General features: G+C 71.0%; 22 protein-coding genes. 11 read left to right on the forward strand and 11 right to left on the reverse strand.

Features of this window, described 5'->3' with window-relative positions; translation table 11 throughout:
* Positions 1 to 85: 85 nt before the first annotated feature.
* Positions 86 to 202 (reverse strand): SGM_5486 family transporter-associated protein, encoded by a 117-nt coding sequence (locus tag L3078_RS44545; RefSeq protein WP_005477623.1) that lies wholly within the window; start codon positions 200 to 202, stop codon positions 86 to 88.
* A gap of 50 nt (positions 203 to 252) precedes the next feature.
* On the reverse strand, positions 253 to 1,497 hold the full coding sequence (locus L3078_RS10470; RefSeq protein WP_338059481.1) for a CynX/NimT family MFS transporter: 1,245 nt from the start codon (positions 1,495 to 1,497) through the stop codon (positions 253 to 255).
* Positions 1,498 to 1,704: 207 nt separating this feature from the next.
* On the opposite strand from L3078_RS10470, the gene L3078_RS10475 reads away from it, so the two are divergent.
* Complete coding sequence (locus tag L3078_RS10475; protein WP_239753148.1) at positions 1,705 to 2,400, forward strand: FadR/GntR family transcriptional regulator; 696 nt, start codon at positions 1,705 to 1,707, stop codon at positions 2,398 to 2,400.
* A gap of 41 nt (positions 2,401 to 2,441) precedes the next feature.
* Here the strand turns inward: L3078_RS10475 and L3078_RS10480 are convergent, their stop codons facing one another.
* From L3078_RS10480 to fabG, 3 genes are all read right to left on the reverse strand, one after another.
* A complete protein-coding gene (locus L3078_RS10480; RefSeq protein ID WP_239753149.1) occupies positions 2,442 to 2,816 on the reverse strand; it encodes a hypothetical protein in 375 nt (124 codons plus the stop codon).
* A 181-nt stretch (positions 2,817 to 2,997) separates the two neighbouring features.
* Entirely contained in the window at positions 2,998 to 3,765 is a 768-nt protein-coding gene (fabI, locus tag L3078_RS10485; protein ID WP_045560796.1) for an enoyl-ACP reductase FabI, read from the reverse strand.
* Between the two features lie 5 nt (positions 3,766 to 3,770).
* Positions 3,771 to 4,490 carry a 3-oxoacyl-[acyl-carrier-protein] reductase gene (gene fabG, locus L3078_RS10490; RefSeq protein WP_045560797.1) on the reverse strand — a complete coding sequence of 240 codons (720 nt, stop codon included), beginning with the start codon at positions 4,488 to 4,490 and terminating at the stop codon, positions 3,771 to 3,773.
* A gap of 261 nt (positions 4,491 to 4,751) precedes the next feature.
* On the opposite strand from fabG, the gene L3078_RS10495 reads away from it, so the two are divergent.
* From L3078_RS10495 to tyrS, 3 genes are read left to right on the forward strand one after another with little or no spacing between them, the layout of a single operon-like run.
* Complete coding sequence (locus L3078_RS10495; protein ID WP_239753150.1) at positions 4,752 to 6,275, forward strand: TldD/PmbA family protein; 1,524 nt, start codon at positions 4,752 to 4,754, stop codon at positions 6,273 to 6,275.
* Positions 6,272 to 7,672 (forward strand): metallopeptidase TldD-related protein, encoded by a 1,401-nt coding sequence (locus tag L3078_RS10500; RefSeq protein WP_239753151.1) that lies wholly within the window; start codon positions 6,272 to 6,274, stop codon positions 7,670 to 7,672. Before L3078_RS10495 ends, L3078_RS10500 begins: the two co-directional genes overlap by 4 nt.
* A gap of 50 nt (positions 7,673 to 7,722) precedes the next feature.
* Positions 7,723 to 8,991, forward strand: coding sequence for a tyrosine--tRNA ligase (gene tyrS, locus L3078_RS10505; protein ID WP_239753152.1), 1,269 nt, complete (start codon positions 7,723 to 7,725; stop codon positions 8,989 to 8,991).
* 108 nt (positions 8,992 to 9,099) lie between these two features.
* Here the strand turns inward: tyrS and L3078_RS10510 are convergent, their stop codons facing one another.
* Positions 9,100 to 9,378 carry a GlsB/YeaQ/YmgE family stress response membrane protein gene (locus L3078_RS10510; protein WP_086803632.1) on the reverse strand — a complete coding sequence of 93 codons (279 nt, stop codon included), beginning with the start codon at positions 9,376 to 9,378 and terminating at the stop codon, positions 9,100 to 9,102.
* Between the two features lie 246 nt (positions 9,379 to 9,624).
* Here L3078_RS10510 and L3078_RS10515 point away from each other — a divergent pair, with 246 nt between their 5' ends.
* Both L3078_RS10515 and L3078_RS10520 read left to right on the forward strand, forming a co-directional pair.
* A complete protein-coding gene (locus tag L3078_RS10515; RefSeq protein WP_239753153.1) occupies positions 9,625 to 9,996 on the forward strand; it encodes a DUF3099 domain-containing protein in 372 nt (123 codons plus the stop codon).
* Between the two features lie 231 nt (positions 9,997 to 10,227).
* Complete coding sequence (locus tag L3078_RS10520; protein WP_239753154.1) at positions 10,228 to 10,467, forward strand: hypothetical protein; 240 nt, start codon at positions 10,228 to 10,230, stop codon at positions 10,465 to 10,467.
* A gap of 6 nt (positions 10,468 to 10,473) precedes the next feature.
* Here L3078_RS10520 and moaA read toward each other — a convergent pair whose 3' ends face one another.
* The 3 genes from moaA to L3078_RS10535 all read right to left on the reverse strand — a co-directional run bounded on the left by moaA (position 10,474) and on the right by L3078_RS10535 (position 13,597).
* The gene (moaA, locus tag L3078_RS10525; RefSeq protein WP_239753155.1) at positions 10,474 to 11,463 is read right to left on the reverse strand and encodes a GTP 3',8-cyclase MoaA; all 990 of its coding nucleotides are present in this window, start codon (positions 11,461 to 11,463) and stop codon (positions 10,474 to 10,476) included.
* 155 nt (positions 11,464 to 11,618) lie between these two features.
* Positions 11,619 to 13,244, reverse strand: coding sequence for a solute symporter family protein (locus L3078_RS10530; RefSeq protein ID WP_239753156.1), 1,626 nt, complete (start codon positions 13,242 to 13,244; stop codon positions 11,619 to 11,621).
* Positions 13,241 to 13,597, reverse strand: a complete 357-nt coding sequence (locus L3078_RS10535) for a DUF485 domain-containing protein (protein ID WP_239753157.1) — start codon at positions 13,595 to 13,597, stop codon at positions 13,241 to 13,243. The genes L3078_RS10530 and L3078_RS10535 overlap by 4 nt, the downstream gene beginning before the upstream one ends.
* Before the next feature lie 466 nt (positions 13,598 to 14,063).
* On the opposite strand from L3078_RS10535, the gene L3078_RS10540 reads away from it, so the two are divergent.
* The 4 genes from L3078_RS10540 to L3078_RS10555 all read left to right on the forward strand — a co-directional run bounded on the left by L3078_RS10540 (position 14,064) and on the right by L3078_RS10555 (position 19,763).
* Positions 14,064 to 15,593 (forward strand): S8 family serine peptidase, encoded by a 1,530-nt coding sequence (locus L3078_RS10540; RefSeq protein WP_239753158.1) that lies wholly within the window; start codon positions 14,064 to 14,066, stop codon positions 15,591 to 15,593.
* Positions 15,594 to 15,630: 37 nt separating this feature from the next.
* Entirely contained in the window at positions 15,631 to 17,160 is a 1,530-nt protein-coding gene (locus L3078_RS10545) for a S8 family serine peptidase (RefSeq protein WP_239753159.1), read from the forward strand.
* 78 nt (positions 17,161 to 17,238) lie between these two features.
* Positions 17,239 to 18,612, forward strand: a complete 1,374-nt coding sequence (locus L3078_RS10550; RefSeq protein ID WP_239753160.1) for a CoA transferase — start codon at positions 17,239 to 17,241, stop codon at positions 18,610 to 18,612.
* Between the two features lie 101 nt (positions 18,613 to 18,713).
* Complete coding sequence (locus L3078_RS10555) at positions 18,714 to 19,763, forward strand: CopD family protein (RefSeq protein WP_239753161.1); 1,050 nt, start codon at positions 18,714 to 18,716, stop codon at positions 19,761 to 19,763.
* 36 nt (positions 19,764 to 19,799) lie between these two features.
* Here L3078_RS10555 and L3078_RS10560 read toward each other — a convergent pair whose 3' ends face one another.
* On the reverse strand, positions 19,800 to 20,534 hold the full coding sequence (locus L3078_RS10560) for a lysoplasmalogenase (protein ID WP_239753162.1): 735 nt from the start codon (positions 20,532 to 20,534) through the stop codon (positions 19,800 to 19,802).
* Complete coding sequence (locus L3078_RS10565) at positions 20,531 to 21,502, reverse strand: sterol desaturase family protein (RefSeq protein ID WP_239753163.1); 972 nt, start codon at positions 21,500 to 21,502, stop codon at positions 20,531 to 20,533. The genes L3078_RS10560 and L3078_RS10565 overlap by 4 nt, the downstream gene beginning before the upstream one ends.
* A 190-nt stretch (positions 21,503 to 21,692) precedes the next feature.
* Here L3078_RS10565 and L3078_RS10570 point away from each other — a divergent pair, with 190 nt between their 5' ends.
* On the forward strand, positions 21,693 to 22,703 hold the full coding sequence (locus L3078_RS10570; RefSeq protein ID WP_239753164.1) for a DEDDh family exonuclease: 1,011 nt from the start codon (positions 21,693 to 21,695) through the stop codon (positions 22,701 to 22,703).
* Positions 22,704 to 22,709 lie beyond the last annotated feature (6 nt).

A 22,709-nucleotide genomic window follows, 5' to 3' on the forward strand; every position in this document is an offset into this window, starting at 1 on the left:
CCCCCTAGGGGACGGGGGGTTATCCCCACCCCTGAGCGGTCGCTGTGACGACCGCTGAGCGGTCACGGTGACGTTCCGTCGGCGGTCACGGTGACGCGATGGCCGCGATGATCCCGATGACGACGAAGATGGCGAGGAACGAGCCGAAGACCAGGAGCATCTTCTTCTGGCCGTTCTGGGGGTTCGGGTCGAGCACTGGCATGCGCCCAGTGTCGCACCCGCGACCCCGGATGAGGCCGCCGGGGTGTGCCCTCAGCGGGCCGCCTCGTCCTCCACGAGCCGGTCGCGGCCCGCCAAGACGCCCGCGGCGATCTGCGGGAGCATCAGGGCGGCCATGAGGGCCAGAGGCAGGCCCCAGCCGCCGCTGTGCTGGTAGAGGACGCCGACGAGGAGCGGGCCGGGGATGGAGATCAGGTAGCCCGTGCTCTGCGCGAAGGCGGACAGCTGGACCACGCCCGCACCGGTCCTGGCCCGCATGCCGACCATGGTGAGAGCGAGCGGGAAGGAGCAGTTGGAGATACCGATCAGCAGCGCCCACGCCCAGGCGCCCTGGGCCGGGGCGAGGTGGAGGCCGCCGTACCCGAGGAGCCCGCAGACGCCCAGGACGACCACGATCGGCCCCTGGTGGGGCAGGCGGGTGGCGAGCCGGGGGATCACGAAGGCCAGCGGCACGCCCATCACCATGGTGAGGGCCAGCAGCAGTCCCGCCGTGCCGGCGGGGACCCCGGCGTCGCGGAAGATCTGCGCCATCCACCCCATCGTGATGTAGGCGGCGGTCGCCTGGAGGCCGAAGAACACGGCGAGCGCCCAGGCCGTACGGCTCCGGGTGATCCGCAGCACGGGCGCCGCCTCGCGCCCGGAGCCCGACGCTCCCCCGGACCCGCGCGAGGAACCCGGCGCTCCCCCGGCACCGCGCACCGAGCCCGACGCTCGCCGGGGGTTCTCCGCCGAGCGCGCGTCGCGGTCCCGGAGCAAGGGGAGCCACGGCACCACGGCCGCCACCGCCAGCAGCGCCCATACGGTCAGCCCGGTCCGCCAACTCCCGCCCAGCGCCTCGGTCATGGGCACGGTGACGGCCGCGGCGCAGGACGTGCCGAGGGCCAGGGCCATGGAGTAGAGGCCCGTCATGGAGCCGACCCGGTCGGGGAACCAGCGCTTGACGATGACCGGCATCAGGACGTTGCTGACGGCGATGCCCATCAGGGCGAGGGCGCTCGCGGCCACGAATCCGGCCGTGCCGCCGGCGTACGGCCGTATCAGCAGGCCGGCGGCGATGGCGACCATGCCCGCGCAGACGACGGCGGTTGGACCGAACCGGCGGGCGAGCCGGGGCGCCATGACGCCGAAGAGGGCGAAGCAGAGCGGCGGTACGGAGGTGAGGAGCCCGGCGACGCTGCCGCTCATGCCGAGCCCGGTGCGCACCTCTTCGAGGAGGGCGCCGAGGCTGGTGATGGCGGGGCGGAGGTTCAGGGCCGTCAGGACGATGCCGACGATCACGAGGCGGGTCGTCCACGCGCGCGTGGACGACGCCGGGGTTCGGACCCGGCCGGGTCGGACTCGGGTGCTTCGGACGGTGCCCGAACCGGTGCGGATGTCGTCGTCGCGGTTTCCTCGCTCACCATGACATCCATCATAGAATCATAGGATGATTGGTTGTCCATGGCCCGGTCGTCCCCGGTCGGCCACTTCGTGCGAAGGTGTGCCATGCCGCTGAGCCATCCCCGCCGATCGGCGCTGTCCGAGCAGGTCATCGCCGCGCTGCGCAACCAGATCACCTCGGGCGAGTGGCCGGTCGGCTCCCGAATCCCCACCGAGCCCGAGCTCGTCGAGGAGCTGGGGGTCGCCCGGAACACGGTCCGCGAGGCCGTCCGCGCGCTCGCGCACAACGGCCTGCTGGACATCCGCCAGGGCTCCGGCACCTACGTCGTCGCGACCAGCGAGCTCGCGGGCGTGATGCACCGCCGCTTCGCGGACGCCGACCCGCGCCACATCGCCGAGCTGCGCTCCGCCCTGGAGTCGAGCGCCGCGAAGCTGGCGGCCGAGCGGCGCACGGAGCGGGACCTCAAGCAGCTGGACGCGCTCCTGACGCGCCGAGAGGAGGCCTGGGCCTCGGGCGACGCGGAGGCCTTCGTGACCGCCGACGCGACGTTCCACATGGCGGTCGTCGCCGCGTCCCACAACGACGTCGTGACGACGGTCTACGCGGACCTGGGCGAGGTCCTGCGGGACTGGCTGCGCGGCGACGTGGGCGAGGAGCTGACCCCGGAGGCGTACATGGACCACGCCGGGCTGGTGGACGCGATCCGGGCGGGCGACGCGGAGACCGCCGCGGCGGAGGCGGCCGGCTATCCGTTCCACTGCCGTCCCGGCCGGGTCAGCCCTCCACCGGCCGGTGGGTGAACCACACGTCAGCCCTCACCGGCCGGTGAGTGAACCACACGTCAGCCCTCCCCCCGCTGGTGGCTGAACCACACCGAGCCGACTTCCTTCCAGCAGCGCCCGGTGAGCCGTACCGTCCGTGCGGGCGGCGTCTCGACCGCGGCGCTGTCGCTGTCGAGGTCCCACCACCGCGCGCACTCGATGTGGAGCCGGACGTGATCGACGGCCGCGTGGGGATTGAAGCAGTAGCCGACCACCTGGGAGCCGGTGACGGTGCTGTGGCAGGCCGCCCCGAACGCGGCGGGCTTGTCGTCCACCACTACGCGCGCGTGCCGCTCCCCGGTCTCCACGCGCGCGTGCGGTGCCGACTCGGACGGAAGAGTGAGGACGAGAGCCAGGGCGACGACAGCTGGGGCGATGCTGCGGGAGATGCGCACAAGGGGGACCTCCTCGGCCGAGTGGCTGAGCGGTGCACGTCCAGCGTGCGCGGCACCCGGCCCCGGCTGCCCGCCGGATGAGCCGAACGAGTGATGATCCCGGCGGACAGGAGTACGGCGAGGGCGCGCACCCGAATGGATGCGCGCCCTCGAACCGCGGCGGAGCCTTCGGCGATGGAGCTCAGGCGCCGATCGCGTGCAGCCCGCCGTCCACGTGGATGATCTCGCCGGTGGTCTTGGGGAACCAGTCGCTGAGCAGCGCGACGACACCGCGGCCGGCCGGCTCGGGGTCCTTGAGGTCCCACTCCAGCGGCGAACGGTCGTCCCACACGGCGGCCAGCTCGCCGAAGCCCGGGATGGACTTGGCGGCCATGGAGGCGAGAGGGCCGGCGGAGACGAGGTTGCAGCGAATGTTCTGCTTGCCCAGGTCACGGGCGACGTAGCGGCTGGTGGCCTCCAGGGCGGCCTTGGCCGGACCCATCCAGTCGTACTGCGGCCAGGCGAACTTCGCGTCGAACGTCAGACCGACGACCGAGCCGCCGTTCTGCATCAGCGGCAGGCAGGCCATGGTGAGCGACTTCAGGGAGTACGCCGAGACGTGCATCGCGGTGGCGACGGACTCGAAGGGCGTGTTCAGGAAGTTGCCGCCAAGGGCGTCCTGCGGCGCGAAGCCGATGGAGTGGACGACGCCGTCCAGACCGCCCAGCTCCTCGCCGACGATGTCGGCCAGGCGCCCGAGGTGCTCGTCGTTGGTGACGTCGAGCTCGATGACCTTGGTGGGCTTGGGGAGCTTCTTGGCGATGCGCTCGGTCAGCGTGGGCCGGGGGAAGGCCGTGAGGATGATCTCGGCGCCCTGCTCCTGGGCCAGCTTGGCGGTGTGGAAGGCGATGGAGGACTCCATCAGCACACCGGTGATCAGGACGCGCTTGCCCTCGAGGATTCCGCTCATGGTGATCAGTGACCCATTCCCAGTCCGCCGTCTACGGGGATGACGGCTCCAGTGATGTACGAGGCGTCGTCCGAGGTGAGGAACCGCACCGTCGCGGCGATCTCCTCGGGCTGCGCGTAACGACCGAGCGGCACCTGCTTCACGATGCCCGCGCGCTGCTCGTCGGTGAGCACCTTGGTCATGTCGGTGTCGACGAAGCCGGGGGCGACGACGTTGAAGGTGATGTTGCGCGAGCCCAGCTCACGGGCGAGGGAGCGCGCGAAGCCGACCAGGGCGGCCTTGGAGGCGGCGTAGTTGGCCTGGCCGGGCGAGCCGTAGAGGCCCACGACCGAGGAAATGAGGACGACGCGGCCCTTCTTGGCGCGCAGCATGCCGCGGTTGGCGCGCTTGACGACGCGGAAGGTGCCGGTGAGGTTGGTGTCGATGACCGAGGTGAAGTCCTCCTCGGACATGCGCATCAGGAGCTGGTCCTTGGTGACGCCGGCGTTGGCGATCAGCACCTCGACCGGGCCGTGCTCGGCCTCGATCTCCTTGTAGGCCTGCTCCACCTGCTCGGGGTCGGTGATGTCGCACTTGACGGCCAGGCAGCCCAATTCTGTTAGGGCGGCCGGCGGCTCCCCCGAGCGGTAGGTGATGGCGACCTTGTCGCCGGCGTCGGCGAACGCGCGGGCGATGGCGAGGCCGATGCCCCGGTTGCCTCCGGTGACGAGAACCGAGCGGCTCAACGGATCACCCTTTCCTTAGCGGTCTGAAGCGGTCTGGACACCTGCCCTGATGCCTGGACGGCAGGCGGCTTCCCTCGAAACCTATCGGTCCATTTCTCCCGGCGGGCATTCGAGCTGTGACAGTGGCGCGGGGGAGTCGCTGTGGGGTCCCTACAGAAAGCCCGCCGACCGCAGCCGGAAAGATGTGGTCCGGCCGCCCGCGGGCGCGACATGATCGGACCCGACAGGCCACGACAACCGTTCGGCAACAGGGAGACCTCGGTGCCTCATTCCATCGACGAAGCCTTCACGGCACTACCACTGAGGGCGCTCGCCGACGCCGCGCTCGCCCGCGCGCGGGCCCTCGGCGCCGATCACGCCGACTTCCGGTTCGAGCGGGTGCGCAGCGCGTCCTGGCGGCTCAGGGACGCGAAGCCGGCCGGGTCGTCGGACACCACCGACCTCGGGTACGCGGTGCGGGTGGTGCACGGCGGGACCTGGGGGTTCGCGTCCGGGGTGGATCTGACGATGGACGCCGCCGCCAAGGTCGCCTCGCAGGCCGTGGCCATGGCCAAGCTGTCCGCGCAGGTCATCAAGGCGGCCGGGTCGGACGAGCGGGTGGAGCTGGCGGACGAGCCGGTGCACGCGGAGAAGACCTGGGTCTCCTCCTACGAGATCGACCCGTTCACCATCCCCGACGAGGAGAAGACCGCGCTGCTCACGGAGTGGAGCACGCGGCTGCTGGCGGCCGACGGGGTCAACCATGTCGACGCCTCGCTGCTCACGGTCCACGAGAACAAGTTCTACGCCGACACCGCCGGGACCGTGACCACCCAGCAGCGCGTACGGCTGCACCCGTCGCTGACCGCCGTGTCCGTCGACGAGTCCAGCGGCGAGTTCGACTCGATGCGGACGCTGGCGCCGCCGGTCGGGCGCGGCTGGGAGTACCTGACGGGCACCGGCTGGGACTGGGACGACGAGTTGGCCCGCATCCCCGAGCTGCTCGCCGAGAAGATGCGGGCACCGAGCGTCGAGGCGGGCGTCTACGACCTGGTCGTGGACCCGTCCAACCTGTGGCTGACCATCCACGAGTCCATCGGGCATGCGACAGAGCTGGACCGTGCCCTCGGGTACGAGGCCGCCTACGCCGGTACGTCCTTCGCCACCTTCGACAAGCTGAACAAGCTGAAGTACGGCTCCGAGCTGATGAACGTCACCGGTGACCGCACCGCCGAGCACGGTCTGGCGACCATCGGATACGACGACGAGGGCGTGGCGGGCCAGAGCTGGGACCTCGTCCGGGACGGCACCCTCGTCGGCTACCAACTCGACCGCCGCATCGCGAAGTTGACGGGCCTCGGCCGGTCGAACGGGTGCGCCTACGCCGACTCCCCCGGGCACGTACCGGTGCAGCGCATGGCCAATGTGTCGCTGAAGCCGGATCCGGCGGGGATGTCGACGGAGGATCTGATCGGCGGGGTCGACCGGGGTGTCTACGTCGTCGGGGACCGGTCCTGGTCCATCGACATGCAGCGGTACAACTTCCAGTTCACCGGGCAGCGGTTCTTCAAGATCGAGAACGGGCGGATCACCGGGCAGTTGCGGGACGTCGCCTATCAGGCGACCACGACCGACTTCTGGGGATCCATGGCGGCCGTGGGCGGGCCGCAGACCTATGTCCTGGGCGGGGCGTTCAACTGTGGCAAGGCCCAGCCGGGCCAGGTCGCCGCGGTGTCGCACGGCTGCCCCTCCGCCCTCTTCAAGGGCGTCAACATTCTGAACACCACGCAGGAGGCCGGTCGATGAGCGCGCGGAACAGCAAGGCGCACAAGCCGCACCAGATCGTCGAGCGGGCCCTCGAACTCTCCCGGGCCGACGGCTGTGTCGTGATCGCCGACGAGTACTCGACGGCGAACCTGCGCTGGGCGGGCAACGCGCTGACCACGAACGGGGTCACCCGGGGCCGGTCGGTGACCGTCGTCGCCACCGTCGACGGCAAGGAGGGCACCGCCTCCGGGGTCGTCTCGCGGGCCGCCGTCACCCCCGAGGAGCTGGAGCCGCTGGTGCGGGCCGCCGAGGCCGCCGCGCGCGGCGCCGGACCGGCCGAGGACGCCCAGCCGCTGGTCACGGGGGTGGCGCACTCCCCCGACTTCACGGACGCGCCCGCCGAGACCTCCTCCGCCGTGTTCGCCGACTTCGCGCCGGCCCTCGGCGAATCCTTCGCACGCGCGCGTGCGGGCGGCCGTGAGCTGTACGGCTTCGCCAACCACGAGCTGGTGTCGAGCTATCTCGGCACGTCCACCGGGCTGCGGCTGCGCCACGACCAGCCGAACGGGACGCTGGAGCTGAACGCCAAGTCCCCGGACCGCAAGCGTTCGGCCTGGGCGGGGCGCTCCACGCGGGACTTCAAGGACGTCGACCCGGCGGCCCTGGACGCGGAGCTGGCCGTACGGCTGGGCTGGGCCGAGCGGCGGGTGCCGCTGCCCGCCGGACGGTACGAGACGCTGCTGCCGCCGACGGCCGTGGCGGACCTGCTGATCTACCAGATGTGGTCGGCGTCGGCGCGGGACGCGGCCGAGGGCCGGACCGTGTTCAGCAAGCCCGGCGGCACGCGGATCGGCGAGCGGCTGACCGAGCTGCCGCTGACCCTGCGCAGCGACCCGAACGAGCCGGGCCTGGAGTGCGCGCCGTTCGTGCTGGCCCACTCCTCCGGCGGCGACAGCTCGGTGTTCGACAACGGGCTGCCGCTGACGGCGACCGAGTGGATCAGCGGGGGCGAGATCGCGCACCTGCCGACCACCCGGCACAGCGCGGGCCTGACGGGGCTGCCGGTGGTGCCGACGATCGGCAACCTGATCCTGGACGGCGGCGCGGACCGCTCCCTGGAGGAGATGGTCGCGGACACCGAGCGCGGGCTGCTGCTGACCTGCCTGTGGTACATCCGCGAGGTCGACCCGGCGACGCTGCTGCTGACCGGCCTGACCCGCGACGGCGTCTACCTCGTGGAGAACGGCGAGGTCACGGGCGAGGTCAACAACTTCCGCTTCAACGAGTCGCCGGTGGACCTGCTGGGCCGGGCCACGGAGGCGGGGCGCACGGAGAAGACGCTGCCGCGCGAGTGGAGCGACTACTTCACCAGGGCCGCGATGCCCGCGCTGCGGGTGCCGGATTTCAATATGAGTTCTGTCAGCCAGGGCGTATAACCTCGTACCTGATTCACCTGGTGCGACCCACTCGAGGAGACACGAGAACCGTGACGGACATCGTCGACGAGCTGAAGTGGCGGGGCCTGTTCGCCCTGTCCACCGACGAGGACGCTTTGCGCAAGGCGCTCGCGGACGGTCCCGTCACGTTCTATTGCGGTTTCGACCCGACCGCACCGTCCCTGCACGTCGGGCATCTGGTGCAGGTGCTCACCGTGCGCCGGCTCCAGCAGGCCGGTCACCGGCCGCTGGCGCTGGTCGGCGGGGCGACGGGCCTGATCGGCGACCCCCGTCCGACGGCGGAGCGCACGCTGAACGACCCGGAGACCGTCGCCGGCTGGGTCGGCAAGCTGCGCGGTCAGATCGAGCCGTTCCTGTCCTTCGAGGGTGAGAACGCGGCCGTCATGGTCAACAACCTCGACTGGACCGAGGGTCTGTCCGCCATCGAGTTCCTGCGGGACATCGGCAAGCACTTCCGCGTCAACAAGATGCTGACGAAGGACTCCGTCGCCCGCCGGCTGGAGTCCGACCAGGGCATCAGCTACACCGAGTTCAGCTACCAGATCCTCCAGGGCATGGACTTCCTCCAGCTCTACCGGAGGTACGGCTGCACGCTCCAGCAGGGCGGCAGCGACCAGTGGGGCAACCTCACGGCCGGCCTGGACCTGATCCACCGGCTCGAGCCCGGTGTGGAGGCGCACGCGCTGGCCACCCCGCTGATGACCAAGGCGGACGGCACCAAGTTCGGCAAGACCGAGGGCGGCGCCGTCTGGCTCGATCCGGAGATGACCACGCCGTACGCGTTCTACCAGTTCTGGCTGAACGTGGACGACCGGGACATCACCCGCTACATGCGGATCCTGTCCTTCAAGTCCCGTGAGGAGCTCGAGGAGCTGGAGAAGCAGACGGAGGAGCGGCCGCAGGCACGTGCCGCGCAGCGGGCGCTGGCCGAGGAGCTGACGACGCTGGTGCACGGGGCCGCCCAGACGGCCGCCGTGATCGCCGCGTCCCGTGCGCTGTTCGGTCAGGGCGAGCTGGCGGAGCTGGACGAGAAGACGCTGGCCGCGGCGCTGTCCGAGCTGCCGCACGCCAAGGTGGCCGAGCCGGCGCCGGTCGTGGATCTCCTCGCGGAGGTCGGGCTGGTGCCGAGCAAGTCCGCGGGGCGGCGGACCGTGAAGGAGGGCGGGGCCTACGTGAACAACGTGAAGGTCACCGCGGAGGACGCGGTTCCGTCCCGGGAAGAGCTGATCCATGGGCGGTGGCTGGTGCTGCGTCGGGGGAAGAAGAACCTGGCCGCGATCGAGGTGACCGGGGCCTAGGCACGATCGAGTTCGCCGGGGCCTGGGCGCCGTAGGGGCGTGGATGATCTGGCGAGTGCCGCTTCATCGTGGTTGCTCGCGCAGTTCCCCGCGCCCCTTTCGGGGCGCTCAGGTCCGCCGTTTTCTCTTGCCCAGGGTCGCCATGTACGCCATGTCGCCCAGGGCCACGATGACGATCGCGGCGACCAGCTGGAAGATGTGGCGGCTCCAGTCGATACCGGAGGTCTCCTCGACCCCGAAGCCGCGTGCGATCGCGTTGCCGACGACGGCGCCCAGCATGCCGAAGATCGTCGTCAGCCAGAGCGGGCTGTGCTGCTTGCCCGGGAGGATCGCCTTGGCCAGCAGGCCCAGTACGAATCCCACGATGATCGCCCACAACCAGCCCATGGCTGCCTCCTCGTACGGCTCGACGTGAGCATTACGCCCAGTGTCGGCCCGCCTGCGGTACGCCGCATGTCGGGCACGGCTGTACGCGCTACGGCGCATTTCCCGCACTCCCCGTGGAAGGTGACCCGGTCTCGTAGGCGGCGCAGACGCGGCGTAACGTTGAACGTGTCCGGACCGCGTGCCCTGTAGCGGACACGGACGGGCACGGGCCGGGGAGCGTCCGAAAAAGGCGGGTGGTGGAACGCGATGCGGAAGCAGAGCAACGTCGAGGTCTTCCGGATCACTGGTGCCCGGCAGGGCCTCGCCGACGACGTCCGCGGCCGGCAGCGCCGCTACATCATCTCGATGTCCGTCCGCACCCTCGCGGTGATCGCCGCCGCGGTCCTCTGGAACGTCGAACGGCACGTCGCGGTCGTCGCGCTGGTGCTCGGCGCGGTGCTGCCGTACATCGCCGTGGTGATCGCCAACGCGGGCCGGGAGAACGCGCCCTCGCTGCCGTCCACGTTCGTGAGGGCCCCCATGCGGCCGATGATCGAGCCGCCCGCGGAATCCGTCCCGGAGGATTCCGCGGCCGATGCGGCGGGGCCTCGGCGGAGCGAGCCGCGCGAGCGGGCCTGAGCGACCGGCCGTCCGGACGTCCCCACGAAACGGAATCCGGCCACCCGCCAAGCTCAAGAAATGCTCAGATCAATCATGTAGTTCCTGTGCCGGGCAGAGGCCTACCCGTGACATACTTCGTACGCGCTCCGCATCCCCCGTCGGAGCGACAGACCGACGCCGGGCAGCTCCCCCCGTGGCTGCTCGGCGTCGCCTTTTCTCCGGCCGGATTCCTGCGGCTAGGGTCGACGTGTGAACATCCTCAACGTCCCCGGCTCGGATCCGTCCTCCCCCATCTGTTCGGCCAAGGGGTGTCGTGCCGACGCGGTCTGGGTGCTCGCCTGGAACAACCCGAAGCTGCACACGCCGGAGCGCCGCAAGACCTGGCTCGCCTGCGAGGAGCACCGGGAGCACCTGTCGCAGTTCCTGGGGGTGCGGGGGTTCCTCAAGGACGTGGTGAAGCTGGACGACTGGGAGGAGCCGGCGCCGTAGGGCCGCTCAGCCCCCGATCGCCGACATCGGCCGGTCCGGCTGGACGAACGACGGGTCGTCGAGGCCGGCGCCCGCCTTCTTGCCCCACATCGCCAGCCGCCAGATGCGGGCTATCTCCTCGTCCGGAGCGCCGGAGCGCAGCGCGGCGCGCAGGTCGGTCTCCTCGCGGGCGAAGAGGCAGGTGCGGACCTGCCCGTCGGCGGTGAGGCGGGTGCGGTCGCAGGCCGAGCAGAAGGGGCGGGTGACCGAGGCGATGACGCCCACGCGGTGCGGGCCGCCGTCGACCAGCCAGCGTTCGGCGGGGGCCGAGCCGCGTTCGTCCTGGCCCTCGGGGGTGAGGTCGAAGCGGGTGCGCAGGGAGGTCAGGATGTCGCCGGCGGTCACCATGCCGTCGCGCTTCCAGCCGTGCTGGGCGTCCAGGGGCATCTGCTCGATGAAGCGCAGCTCGTAGTCGTGCTCGACGGCCCAGGCGAGGAGGTCCGGGGCCTCGTCGTCGTTCAGGCCGGGCATCAGGACCGAGTTGACCTTGACGGGGGTCAGGTCGGCGTCGCGGGCGGCTTCGAGGCCTTCGAGGACGTCCTTGTGACGGTCCCGGCGGGTGAGGGTCTTGAAGACGTCCGGGCGCAGGGTGTCCAGGGAGACGTTCACCCGGTCCAGGCCGGCCGCCTTCAGGGCCGTCGCCGTGCGCCTGAGGCCGATGCCGTTGGTGGTGAGGGACATCTGGGGGCGGGGGGCGAGGGCCGCCACGCGCTCCACGATGCCGACCAGGCCGGGGCGCAGGAGCGGCTCACCGCCGGTGAAGCGGACCTCCTCGATGCCCAGGATCCGGACGGCTATGTCGATGAGGCGGACGATCTCGTCGTCGCTCAGCAGGTCGGGCTTGGCCAGCCACTGCAGGCCCTCCTCGGGCATGCAGTAGGTACAGCGCAGATTGCACCGGTCGGTCAGCGAGACCCTCAGGTCGGTGGCCACTCGGCCGTAGGTGTCGATGAGCACGTGGGCCCCCTCCCTCGCGGCGGATCACAATCGTTCGACATCTGCGAGCCTACGTGACCGCGCTGACAACATCACCGGCCCGATCGCACGAGACGCGGCGAGGGGCCGCCGTAGAGATCTACGACGGCCCCTTCGTGACGGGTCTTTCAGCGGAGCTAGTGCGCGCCCGTGCCCGTGAGGGAGCGGACCTCCAGCTCGGCGTACTTCGCGTCGTCGGCCTTCTCCTTGGAGAGGACCGTGCCGAGGAAGCCCATGAGGAAGCCGAACGGGATGGAGATGATGCCCGGGTTCTTCAGCGGGAACCAGGCGAAGTCGACGTCCGGGAACATCGCCTTCGGGTCGCCGGAGACCACGGGCGAGAACAGCACCAGGCCGACGGCGACGATCAGACCGCCGTAGATCGACCACAGCGCGCCCTGGGTGGTGAACTTCTTCCAGAAGAGGCTGTAGAGGATGGTCGGCAGGTTGGCGGAGGCCGCGACCGCGAAGGCGAGGGCGACCAGGCCAGCCACGTTCAGGTCGCGGGCGAGGGCGCCGAGGCCGATGGAGACGATGCCGATGGCGACGGTCGCCCAGCGGGCCGCGCGGACCTCCTCGGCGCCGGAGGCCTGCCCCTTGCGGATGACGTTGGCGTAGATGTCGTGCGCGAAGGACGACGACGAGGCGAGGGTGAGGCCGGCGACCACGGCGAGGATGGTCGCGAAGGCCACCGCCGAGATCGTGGCGAGCAGGATCGCGCCCCACGCCGAGTCGACGCCGCCCAGGTGCAGGGCGAGCAGCGGGGCCGCCGTGTTGCCGGACGGGTTGGAGGCGATGATCTCGTCCTGGGAGATCAGCGCGGCGGCGCCGAAGCCGAGGGCGATGGTCATCAGGTAGAAGCCGCCGATGATGCCGATGGCCCAGTTCACGGACTTACGGGCGGCCTTGGCGTTGGGCACCGTGTAGAAGCGGATCAGGATGTGCGGCAGGCCGGCGGTGCCGAGGACGAGGGCGATGCCGAGGGAGATGAAGTCCAGCTTGGAGGTGCCGGTGGCGCCGTACTGCAGGCCGGGCTCCAGGAAGGCGGCGCCCTTGCCGCTGTTCTCGGCGGCGGTGCCGAGCAGATCGGAGATGTTGAAGTTGAACTTCAGCAGCACCAGGAACGTAATGAGGAGCGTGCCGCCGATGAGCAGCACGGCCTTCACCATCTGGACCCAGGTGGTGCCCTTCATACCGCCGATGGAGACGTAGACGATCATCAGGAGGCCGACGAGGGCGACGATGAGGATCTTGCCGGCGTCGGAGGTGATGCCGAGGAGCAGCGAGACGAGGACGCCCGCGCCCGCCATCTGGGCCAGCAGGTAGAAGATCGACACCACGATCGTGGAGGTGCCGGCGGCGGTGCGGACGGGGCGCTGGCGCATGCGGTACGCGAGCACGTCGCCCATGGTGTAGCGGCCGGAGTTCCGCAGCGGCTCGGCGACCAGGAGGAGGGCGACCAGCCAGGCGACCAGGAAGCCGATGGAGTAGAGGAAGCCGTCGTAGCCGAAGAGGGCGATGGCGCCCGCGATGCCGAGGAACGACGCGGCGGACATGTAGTCGCCGGAGACCGCGAGGCCGTTCTGGAAGGCGCTGAACTGGCGGCCGCCCGCGTAGAAGTCGGCGGCGTCCTTGGTCTGGCGGCCGGCCCAGACGGTGATGCCGAGGGTCGCGAGGACGAACAGCGCGAACAGGGTGATGATGAGCGGCCGGTGCTCGCTGGCCTCGTTGGCCGCGAGGAACGTCTGCGTTGCGGGGCTCATGCGCCGCCCTCCATCCGGGACTTGATCGCCTCGGCCTTGGGGTCGAGCTTCGCGGCGGCGTGCTTCGAGTACCACCAGGCGATGAGGAACGTGGTGACGAACTGTGCGACGCCGAAGACGAAGGCGACGTTGATGTTGCCGAAGAGCTTGGTGCCCATGAAGTCGCCCGCGTAGTTCGAGAGCAGGACGTACAGCAGGTACCAGGCGATGAAGCCCACGGTCAGCGGGAAGGCGAACGAGCGGTAGGAGCGGCGCAGTTCGGCGAACTCGGCGCTCTCATGGACCGCGGCGAACTCCTCGGGTGAGGGGAGGTGATGCTCTGCCTTCGCAGGGGGCGGTGCGTCGGTTGCCACGGAGTCTCCTCGCGTCTCCGCCGCGTTCGCGACGGTGGATGGTGACTTTTTCGCCGTCGGATCGGGGGACGGACTGGGTTCGGACATGGGGTCGGTTCTGTTCCTTCGGTGACGGGTGCGCGATCGCGCTCGCGCTCCCTGCTCAACGTCACGGCGGCGCACGGGGACCGGTTCAACCGCGCGGGTTTCTTTCGAAAACCGATTCGGAAACCGTCACGGGGTCCGACGCGTGGCCGACGCCGTGGCCGATCCGTGGCGACATGTGGCCGAAGTGCGGCCGATGCGGAAATGGCCAGGAGATACGGCGACTTCGAGGGTTACCCCTCTACTTCGGCCTCCCGCCCGTGAAGTCATTGCTGGCCGGCGACGACCAGGGATAGCTTCGGGCTGCACCACCAACGTCATGTACCTGCCCGGGCACCCGTGTGTCTCGGGCCGGTTTCTTTGAAGATGATGTGGAGATCACATGGCTCATCTGCGCTCCAGGCGACAGCTCGCGCTCGCGGTGCCGGTCGTCCTGTCGCTGACCGCCTCGCTCGGTTTCCTGCCGGGTGTCGCCTCGGCGGCCCCGCTCGCGGAGTCCACCGCCGCGACCGCGGAGGGCCCGAACCTGTCGTACGTCGTGAACACGAAGACGGACAAGCACACGATCGCCAAGGTGCAGAAGGCGATAACCCAGGCCGGCGGCAAGATAGTGGTCACCTACGCCAAGATCGGCGTGATCGTGGTCCACTCGACCGACCCGGCGTTCGGTGCGACGATCCGCGCGGTGCGCGGGGTGCAGTCCGCCGGTGCCACCCGGACCTCGCCGCTGACCCCCGCCGGCACGACGGAGGTGGGCGCCGTCGACATGCTGACGGACGCGGAGGCCGCGAAGGTGAAGGCCGCCTCGGCGGACATCCCCGACGCCGAGCCCCTCGAGGCCGACCAGTGGGACCTGCGCTCGATCGGCGCCGACCAGGCCGCGAAGATCGACGACGGCAGCAAGAAGGTCACGGTCGCCGTCATCGACACCGGCGTCGACGACACCCACCCGGACCTCGCGCCGAACTTCTCCAAGTCCCAGTCCGCCAACTGCGACGGCGGTGTCGCGGACACCAGCGAGGGCGCCTGGCGGCCGTACACCGTGAACGACTACCACGGCACGCACGTCGCCGGTGAGATAGCCGCGGCCCGCAACGGCGTCGGCGTCGCCGGTGTCGCGCCGGGCGTGAAGGTCTCCAGCATCAACGTGACCGACCGGACGAGCGGTCTGTTCTACGCCGAGAGCGTCGTCTGCGCGTTCGTGTTCGCCGCCGACAAGGGCGTGGAGATCACGAACAACAGCTACTACGTCGACCCGTGGCTCTACAACTGCGTGGACGACCCGGACCAGGAAGCCATCGTCGACGCGGTGAACCGGGCGCAGAAGTACGCCACGAGGAAGGGCACCCTGCACCTGGCCTCGGCCGGCAACTCCAACCACGATCTCGCCTCCGACGCGATCCTGGACGCCTCCAGCCCCAACGACACCACGCCGGTCGAGCGCACCATCGACCCGAGCGAGTGCTTCGACGTCCCGACCCAGCTGCCGGGCATCGTCACGGTCAGCGCGACGGGCGTGAAGAACGAGAAGTCGTTCTACTCCACGTACGGCAACGGCGTCGTCGACATCGCGGCCCCGGGTGGCGACAGCCGCTACCAGATCCCGGACACGCCGTCGAAGAACGGCCGCATCCTGTCCACCATGCCGAACGGCGCCTACGGCTACCTCCAGGGCACGTCGATGGCGTCCCCGCACGCCGCCGGTGTCGCCGCGCTGCTGAAGTCCACCCACCCGTGGGCGTCCCCGAAGCAGCTGCAGAAGCTGCTGAAGGCCCAGGCGGACGAGCAGGCCTGCCCGACGTCGTACGACCAGAACGGCGACGGCGTCCAGGACGCGGTTTGCGAAGGCAGCCCCAGCGTGAACGGTTTCTACGGGTTCGGCATCGTCAACGCCCTGAAGGCCGTCAAGTAGCACAGCCGACGAGCAGCCACGACGAACTGGAGACAGCATGACAGCGCGTCTCAAGCGCTCCCGTCGTCTGACCGCGATCCCGCTGGGGATGGTCATGGCGACCGCGCTGGTCGTCGTACCGAACGTCACGGCCTCGGCGGCCGCGGCGAACGGATCGGTCGCTTCGGCCGGGCGGGCCGAAGCGACCGGGCTCAGCCACGTCGTCAACGTGCGCGCGGGGCACGGGCCCTCCGCGCACGTGCGGAAGGCGATCACTGAGGCCGGCGGCACGATCGTGACGTCGTACGACCGGATCGGTGTCGTCGTCGTGCACTCCACGAACCCCGGCTTCGCCGCGGAGATCCGTGCGGTGCGCGGGGTGCAGTCGGCCGGTGCCACCCGCACCGCGCCGCTGCCCGCCCAGTCGACCACCGACGTGGGCACCCCCAAGGTGCTGACCGCCGAGGAGATCGCGGACGTCGAGGCCGCGGACGGGCAGGACCCGCTGGAGCCGTTGCAGTGGGACCTGCCCGCCATCAAGGCCGACAAGGCCCACGAGGTGTCGCTCGGCAGCCGGGACGTCACCGTCGCCGTCATCGACACGGGCGTCGACGACACGCACCCGGACATCGCGCCGAACTTCGACCGTGACGCCTCCGTCAACTGTGTGACGGGCAAGCCCGACACCAGCGACGGGGCCTGGCGGCCGGGGCCCACGGAGAGCGCGCACGGCACCCATGTGGCCGGTGAGATCGCCGCCGCGAAGAACGGCATCGGTGTCACGGGTGTGGCGCCCGGGGTCAAGGTGTCGGGCATCAAGGTGTCCACCACCGCCGGCTTCTTCTACACGGAGGCCGTGGTCTGCGGCTTCATGTGGGCCGCCGACCACGGGGTGGACGTCACCAACAACAGCTATTACACCGACCCCTGGTACTTCAACTGCAAGCACGACCCGGACCAGAAGGCGCTGGTGGAGGCGCTCGGCCGGGCGACGAAGTACGCGGAGAAGAAGGGCGCGGTCAATGTCGCCGCGGCCGGCAACGAGAACTACGACCTCGCGGCCGACGAGATCACCGACCCGGTCTCCCCCAACGACTCGACGCCGTCGGACCGGCTGATCGACCCGTCCGAGTGCCTCGACATCCCGACGCAGCTGCCGGGTGTCGTCACGGTCGCCTCCACCGGCGCCAAGGGCATCAAGTCGTCCTTCTCCAACCACGGTCTGGGCGTCGTCGACATCGCCGCACCCGGCGGTGACTCGACCCGCTTCCAGACCCCGGCCCCGCCCGCCACCAGCGGTCTGATCCTGGGCCCGCTGCCCGGCGGCACCTGGGGCTACATGGCCGGTACGTCGATGGCGTCGCCGCACGTCGCGGGCGTCGCCGCCCTGATCAGGTCGACCCATCCGTACGCCCCGGCCGCCCTGGTCAAGGCACTGCTGTACGCCGAGGCCGACGCCACGCCCTGCACCGACCCGTACGACATCGACGGGGACGGCAAGGCCGACGCGGTCTGCGAGGGGCCGAGAAGCTACAACGGCTTCTACGGCTTCGGCACCGCGGACGCGCTGGACGCGGTGACCAGGTAGAGGTTCTCGGCGTAGCGGCGGGTCGTCGGGCCGGGCGGTGCTGCACCGCCCGGCCCTTCCGTTGCGTAGGTTCGGATCATGACTGACATGGATGGTGCGTGGGCGGCCCTGGGCGGCGATCCCGCTCTGCCGTCGAGGGTCTCGACGGTCGTACGGGACGGGGTGCTCGACGCCCGGCTGCCGGTACGGGAACTGGCGCGGACCTGCGTCGGTGTGTGCGCGCTGGCGGCGGCCGAGTTGGGCGCGCGCCGGGCCGGGCTCGGCGAGGTCCCCCGGGTGCGGGTGGACGACGGGGCGGTCGGCACGGCCTTCGTGAGTGAACGTCATCTGCTGGTCGACGGTCGGGCGCCGGTCAACTTCGCGCCGCTGTCGCGGTTCTGGCGGACGGCGGACGGCTGGGTGCGGACACACGCGAACTATCCGCATCACCGGGAGCGGCTGCTGTCGGCGCTGGGGGTGTCCGCCGCCGAAGTGCCCGCGGTGGAGGCGGCACTCGCCGAGCGGTCTGCGCGGGAGGTCGAGGAGGTGGTGTACGCCGCCGGGGGCCTGGCGGTGGCGCTGCGGACGCCCGGGGAGTGGGCCGCGCACGAGCAGGCGCGGGCGGTGGCGGCCCGGCCGCTGATCCAGCACGAGCGGCTGGACACGGCCTACGCGCGCGTGCTCCCGTTCCTGCCTTCGGCCGAGGCGCCGCTGTCGCCCGCCGCCGGGATACGGGTCCTGGACCTGACCCGGGTCATCGCGGGCCCCGTCGCCACCCGCACACTCGCCCTCCTGGGCGCGGACGTGCTGCGCGTGGATCCGCCGGGCATGCCCGAGATCCTCGACCAGCACGCCGACACGGGCTTCGGGAAACGGTCGGCGACGCTCGATCTGGCCGCCGACCCGAGGGCGTTCGAGGCGCTGCTCGCCGAGGCCGACGTCGTCGTCACCGGGTACCGACCGGGTGCGCTGGACCGGTTCGGGCTGTCGGCCGAGGCCCTGGTCGATCGGCGTCCCGGACTGATCGTGGCGCAGCTCTCGGCCTGGGGCGCGGACGGGCCGTGGGCCGGGCGGCGGGGGTTCGACAGTCTGGTGCAGGTGGCGACGGGGATCGCGACGATGGAGGGTACGACGGAGCGGCCGGGCGCGCTGCCCGCGCAGGCGCTCGACCACGGGACGGGCTATCTGCTGGCGGCGGCCGTGCTGCGGGCACTCACCGAGCAGGCGGAGCAGGGGTACAGCCGGGTCGTCCGGCTGTCGCTGGCGCGGACGGCAGCCTGGCTGACGGACGGGATCGAGCGAGCCCCCGATGAGGGCGGGGCTCCCGGCGCGCCGGACGCCTGGCTCGCCGAGCGGGACAGCCCCCTCGGTCGGCTGCGGTACGCGTTGTCGCCGGTGTCCTTCGAGGGCGGGCCGCGCGACTGGGCTCGGCCTCCGGGGCGTTGGGGTGCGGACGAGGCGCGCTGGCGCTGAGGTCACCGCTACCTCCGGGTCGAACGGTTGGGCGGAATGTCGAACTGCCGGTCGATTTCCGGCACTTGCCCCGGTCTGGTGCGACTGGTGAACTTTTTGGGGTGAGCCTGACGAGACGGACGACGGACGCGACGGACGCGAGGGGCGCGAGGGTAGAGGAAGCCGGCGGGGCTGAGGGGCGGGCCGGGGGCGGGACCTGGCGGGCCGTCGTGGTGCTCGTCCTGGTGGCCGTGGCCGCGCTGATACCCCTGTTCGGGCCGCGGGTGGCGCTCGACGGCACGGGGGAGGCCGAGGCGCCCGGCACCGGCGGGATCGCCCTGCTGCGGACGGTGCTGCTGGCGGCGCTGTGCGTACCGGTGGGCGAGTTGTTCGTGGCACGGCTGGTGCGGCGGGTGCCCGGCGCTCCCGGGCGGGCGCCGCGCAGTTGGGCGCCCTGGGCGGCGGGGGCCGGTCTCGTGGCCTCGCTGGGGCTGGCGTCGGTCGTGGCCACAGGCAATCTGGTGCCGGACTCCCCCGCCGACGTGGACGTGGGCGGCCTCTACGAGACGCGGGACGGCAAGCTCGCCCTGCTGGAGGTCAACGCCTTCGTGGCGGCCGGCCTCCTGGCGCTGTCCCGTCGCCCGGCCGCCCAGGCGCTGCCCCTGGCCGCCGTCGTCGTCGCGGAGGCGCTGCGCGCCCACCCGAGCACGGACCACCACGATCCGCTGGTCGGCGCCGCTCTGACCTTGGTGCACCTGACGTGCGCGGCCCTGTGGGCGGGCGGACTGCTGCACGTGCTGCGGATCCTGCGCACGCGCGCGTGGCGCTCGTCGCCGCCGGGCACCGCGCTGTTGGGCCTCTACGCGCGCGTGGCCGCCGTTCTGCTCGCCGCCGTCACGGCCAGCGGGGTGTGCAGCACGCTGCGCCGGATGCCGCCGGACACGGTGCTCGACCAATTGACGGAGACGGCGTACGGGCGCGCCCTGCTCGCCAAGGTGCTGCTGGTGACGGCCGTCGCCGTGCTGGCCCTCTGGGCACGGCTGCGGCTGCGCCGCGCGACCGACGACCCGCTCGGCGCCTGCGCGCCCGCGCGGGCGGAGGTGGTCGTACTGGGCGTCGTCGTCGCGGTGTCGGCGCTGCTCACGGCGCTGCCGCTGCCGATCCGCTGGTGAGGCGGCGACGGGGCGGGGGTGCGCAGGGCGGCCCGGTCAGACCGTGTGCTGGGGCGCCCCACCCTCCGCCGGGGTGGACGAGGGGCGCGTGCCGAGGGTGTCGAGGGCCCCTCGGGTGAGCAGGTACTGCGCCGCCAGATAGGTGAGCATGATCCACAGGTCGGGTCGGGGCGGCTGCGGCCACTCGGCGACACCGGTCGCGATGAGCATGTCCGACACCACGAAGAGCGCGCCGCCGAGCCCGGCGACGCTCCCGAGTCGGGCGGCGGCCCACGCCATCGTGGTCAACAGGGCGCTGTACCCGGCGACGGGGAGGCGCAGGTCGGCCGGCAGACCGGGCCACAGGCTCGCGACGGCGACGACCAGGGCGAGGGCGTACGCGACACCGAACGCCACGCGCGCGCGGTACGACGGGCGTCCGGACCTGCCGGGTCCGGTGGGGCCGACGGGTGCGGCGGGCCCGGCGGATACGCCGGGTCCGCCGAACAGCACGAGGTAACAGACGTGGCCCACCGCGAAGGAGCCCATCCCGGCGAGGAAGGCCGGTTCGGCGTCGGAGAGGAGCAGCACGTCGCCGCCCCAGCCGAACAGCAGGGCCGCGATCAGCGGTCGGGGCGCGCCGCGCGTGTACGCGTACGCCGCGAGCAAGGGCATCAGCAGGGGCTTGGCGGCGAGGTGCCCCGCGTCGAACCCGACGGCCAGGGACGCGAGGTCGACCCCGACGGCGACCCCGAAGGCGACGAGGAGAACGGCCCCTCTGTCCCGCCTCACGCGACGGTCTTCGAGGGAGAGGGCGAGGAGGAACCTGAGGTACCGGCAGAGCCGGAAGAACCGGAGGAGCCGGAAGAGTGGGAGGACTCGGAGGAGTCGGAGGAGTCGGAGGAGTCGGAGAGGTCGGCCGGGGTCGGCTGTGCGGGCTTCCAGCCGGGCCCCCCGAAGACCCGCCCCGCCCGTTCGCCCCAGCCGCTCGCCCTCTTCAGGTCCTTGGCGATGGCGACGTACTCATGGGTGGCGACCCGCAGCGGGTTGTACGTGTCGATGTTCTTCGTCAGGCCGTACACCGGCCGCTCGGTCTCCTCGACGAACGAGCCGAAGAGCCGGTCCCAGACGATGAGGATGCCGCCGAAGTTGCGGTCGAGATAGCCACCCTGGGAGGCGTGGTGGACCCGGTGGTGGGACGGCGTGTTGAAGACGAACTCGAAGGCGCGGGGCAGCTTCCCGATGCGCTCGGTGTGGATCCAGAACTGGTAGACGAGGTTGGCGGAGGAACAGAAGGCGAGCGCGGCCGGGTGCACGCCGAGGGCGATGAGCGGGACGTAGAAGGGCCACACCGTCCAGGTCGTCCACGGTTGCCGGAGGGCGGTGGTGAGGTTGAACTTCCGGCTGGAGTGGTGGACGACGTGACAGGCCCAGAGGATGCGGATCACGTGGTGGCCGCGGTGCGACCAGTAGTAGAAGAAGTCCTGCGCGAGGAGCATCAGCGGGATCGTCCACCACAGGACCGGGACGCGCAGCGGGGTCAACTCGTGGACGGCCGTGTAGACGGCGACGATCGGGATCTTCCAGAGGAAGTCGAAGGCGAGGCTCCCGAGCCCCATACCGACGCTCGTCGCGGCGTCCTTCGCCTCGTACCCCGCGGCATCCTCGTCCGGATGGATCCGGACACTGATCACCTCGATCACGGTGAGCAGCACGAAGGCGGGTATCGACCAGAGCACGACATCGGGCAGGTTCGGCATGGGGGCACGGTAGAACCGCTGGTGGACGGGGGCTAGACGTTGTTACTGACAAGTATTTACGGCGGTACGCGCTTGCTTCTTGGCGTCCTCCACCAAACCGGAGGGTGAGGAGGAAGCTGTCGCTCCGTCACTTGTGCCGCGTCGGCGCCGGGTAACGAGCTGTCAGTCCCGGCCCGTATCCTCAGGGACCATGCTCGAAGACCACACGACCGCAGCGTCGCAAGCGCCTTGGCCGGCCGCGTATCCCCAGGGGTACGCGGTCGTGGACGTGGAGACGACCGGGCTGGCCCGGGACGACCGGATAATCTCCGCGGCTGTGTACAGACTGGACGCGCGGGGCGAGGTCGAGGACCACTGGTACACGTTGGTGAACCCGGAGCGGGATCCGGGGCCGGTGTGGATCCACGGGCTGACGAGCGATGTGCTCGAAGGGGCACCGCTGTTCAAGGAGATCGCGGAGGAGTTCTCCGCGCGGCTCGCGGACCGGGTGCTCGTCGCGCACAACGCGGTGTTCGACTGGTCGATGATCGCCCGGGAGTACGCGCGCGCGGAGACCGAGGCGCCGGTGCGTCAACGGCTGTGCACGATCGCGCTGTCGAAGGAGCTGGGGCTGCCGCTGCCCAACCACAAGCTGGAGTCGCTGGCGGCGCACTTCGGGGTGGTGCAGCAGCGGGCGCACCACGCGCTGGACGACGCGCGGGTGCTGGCGGAGGCGTTCCGGCCGAGTCTGCGGGTCGCCGCCGCGAGCGGTGTACGGCTGCCGCTGCACGAGTGCCGGCCGCTGACCGAGTGGCGGGACAGCCCGGCGACGCCCCGCATCGGGCAGCAGGCGGGCCACGGTGGCGGCTACGGCGGTGGTTACAGCGGCTATCGGCCCACCAGTTGGCGGCCTTCGCGGAAGCGGCCCGCGTGTCCCTATCCCAACCCGGGGCGGTTCGAGGACGGCAAACCGCTCAAGCAGGGCATGCGGGTCGCCTTCTCCGGGGACACGTCGGTCGAACGCGATCTGCTGGAGGACCGCGCGGTCGAGGCAGGGCTCCACGTGGCGACGAGTCTGTCCCGGGTGACCAGTCTGCTCGTCACCAACGACCCCGACTCGAACACGTCGAAGGTCGTCAAGGCCCGGCAGTACGGGACGCCGGTGGTGGACGAGGCCGCGTTCGGGCAGTTGCTCCGCGATGTGGCGCCCGCCGACGAGTGACCCGTA

This window comes from Streptomyces deccanensis (genome assembly GCF_022385335.1).
GTDB lineage: Bacteria > Actinomycetota > Actinomycetes > Streptomycetales > Streptomycetaceae > Streptomyces > Streptomyces deccanensis.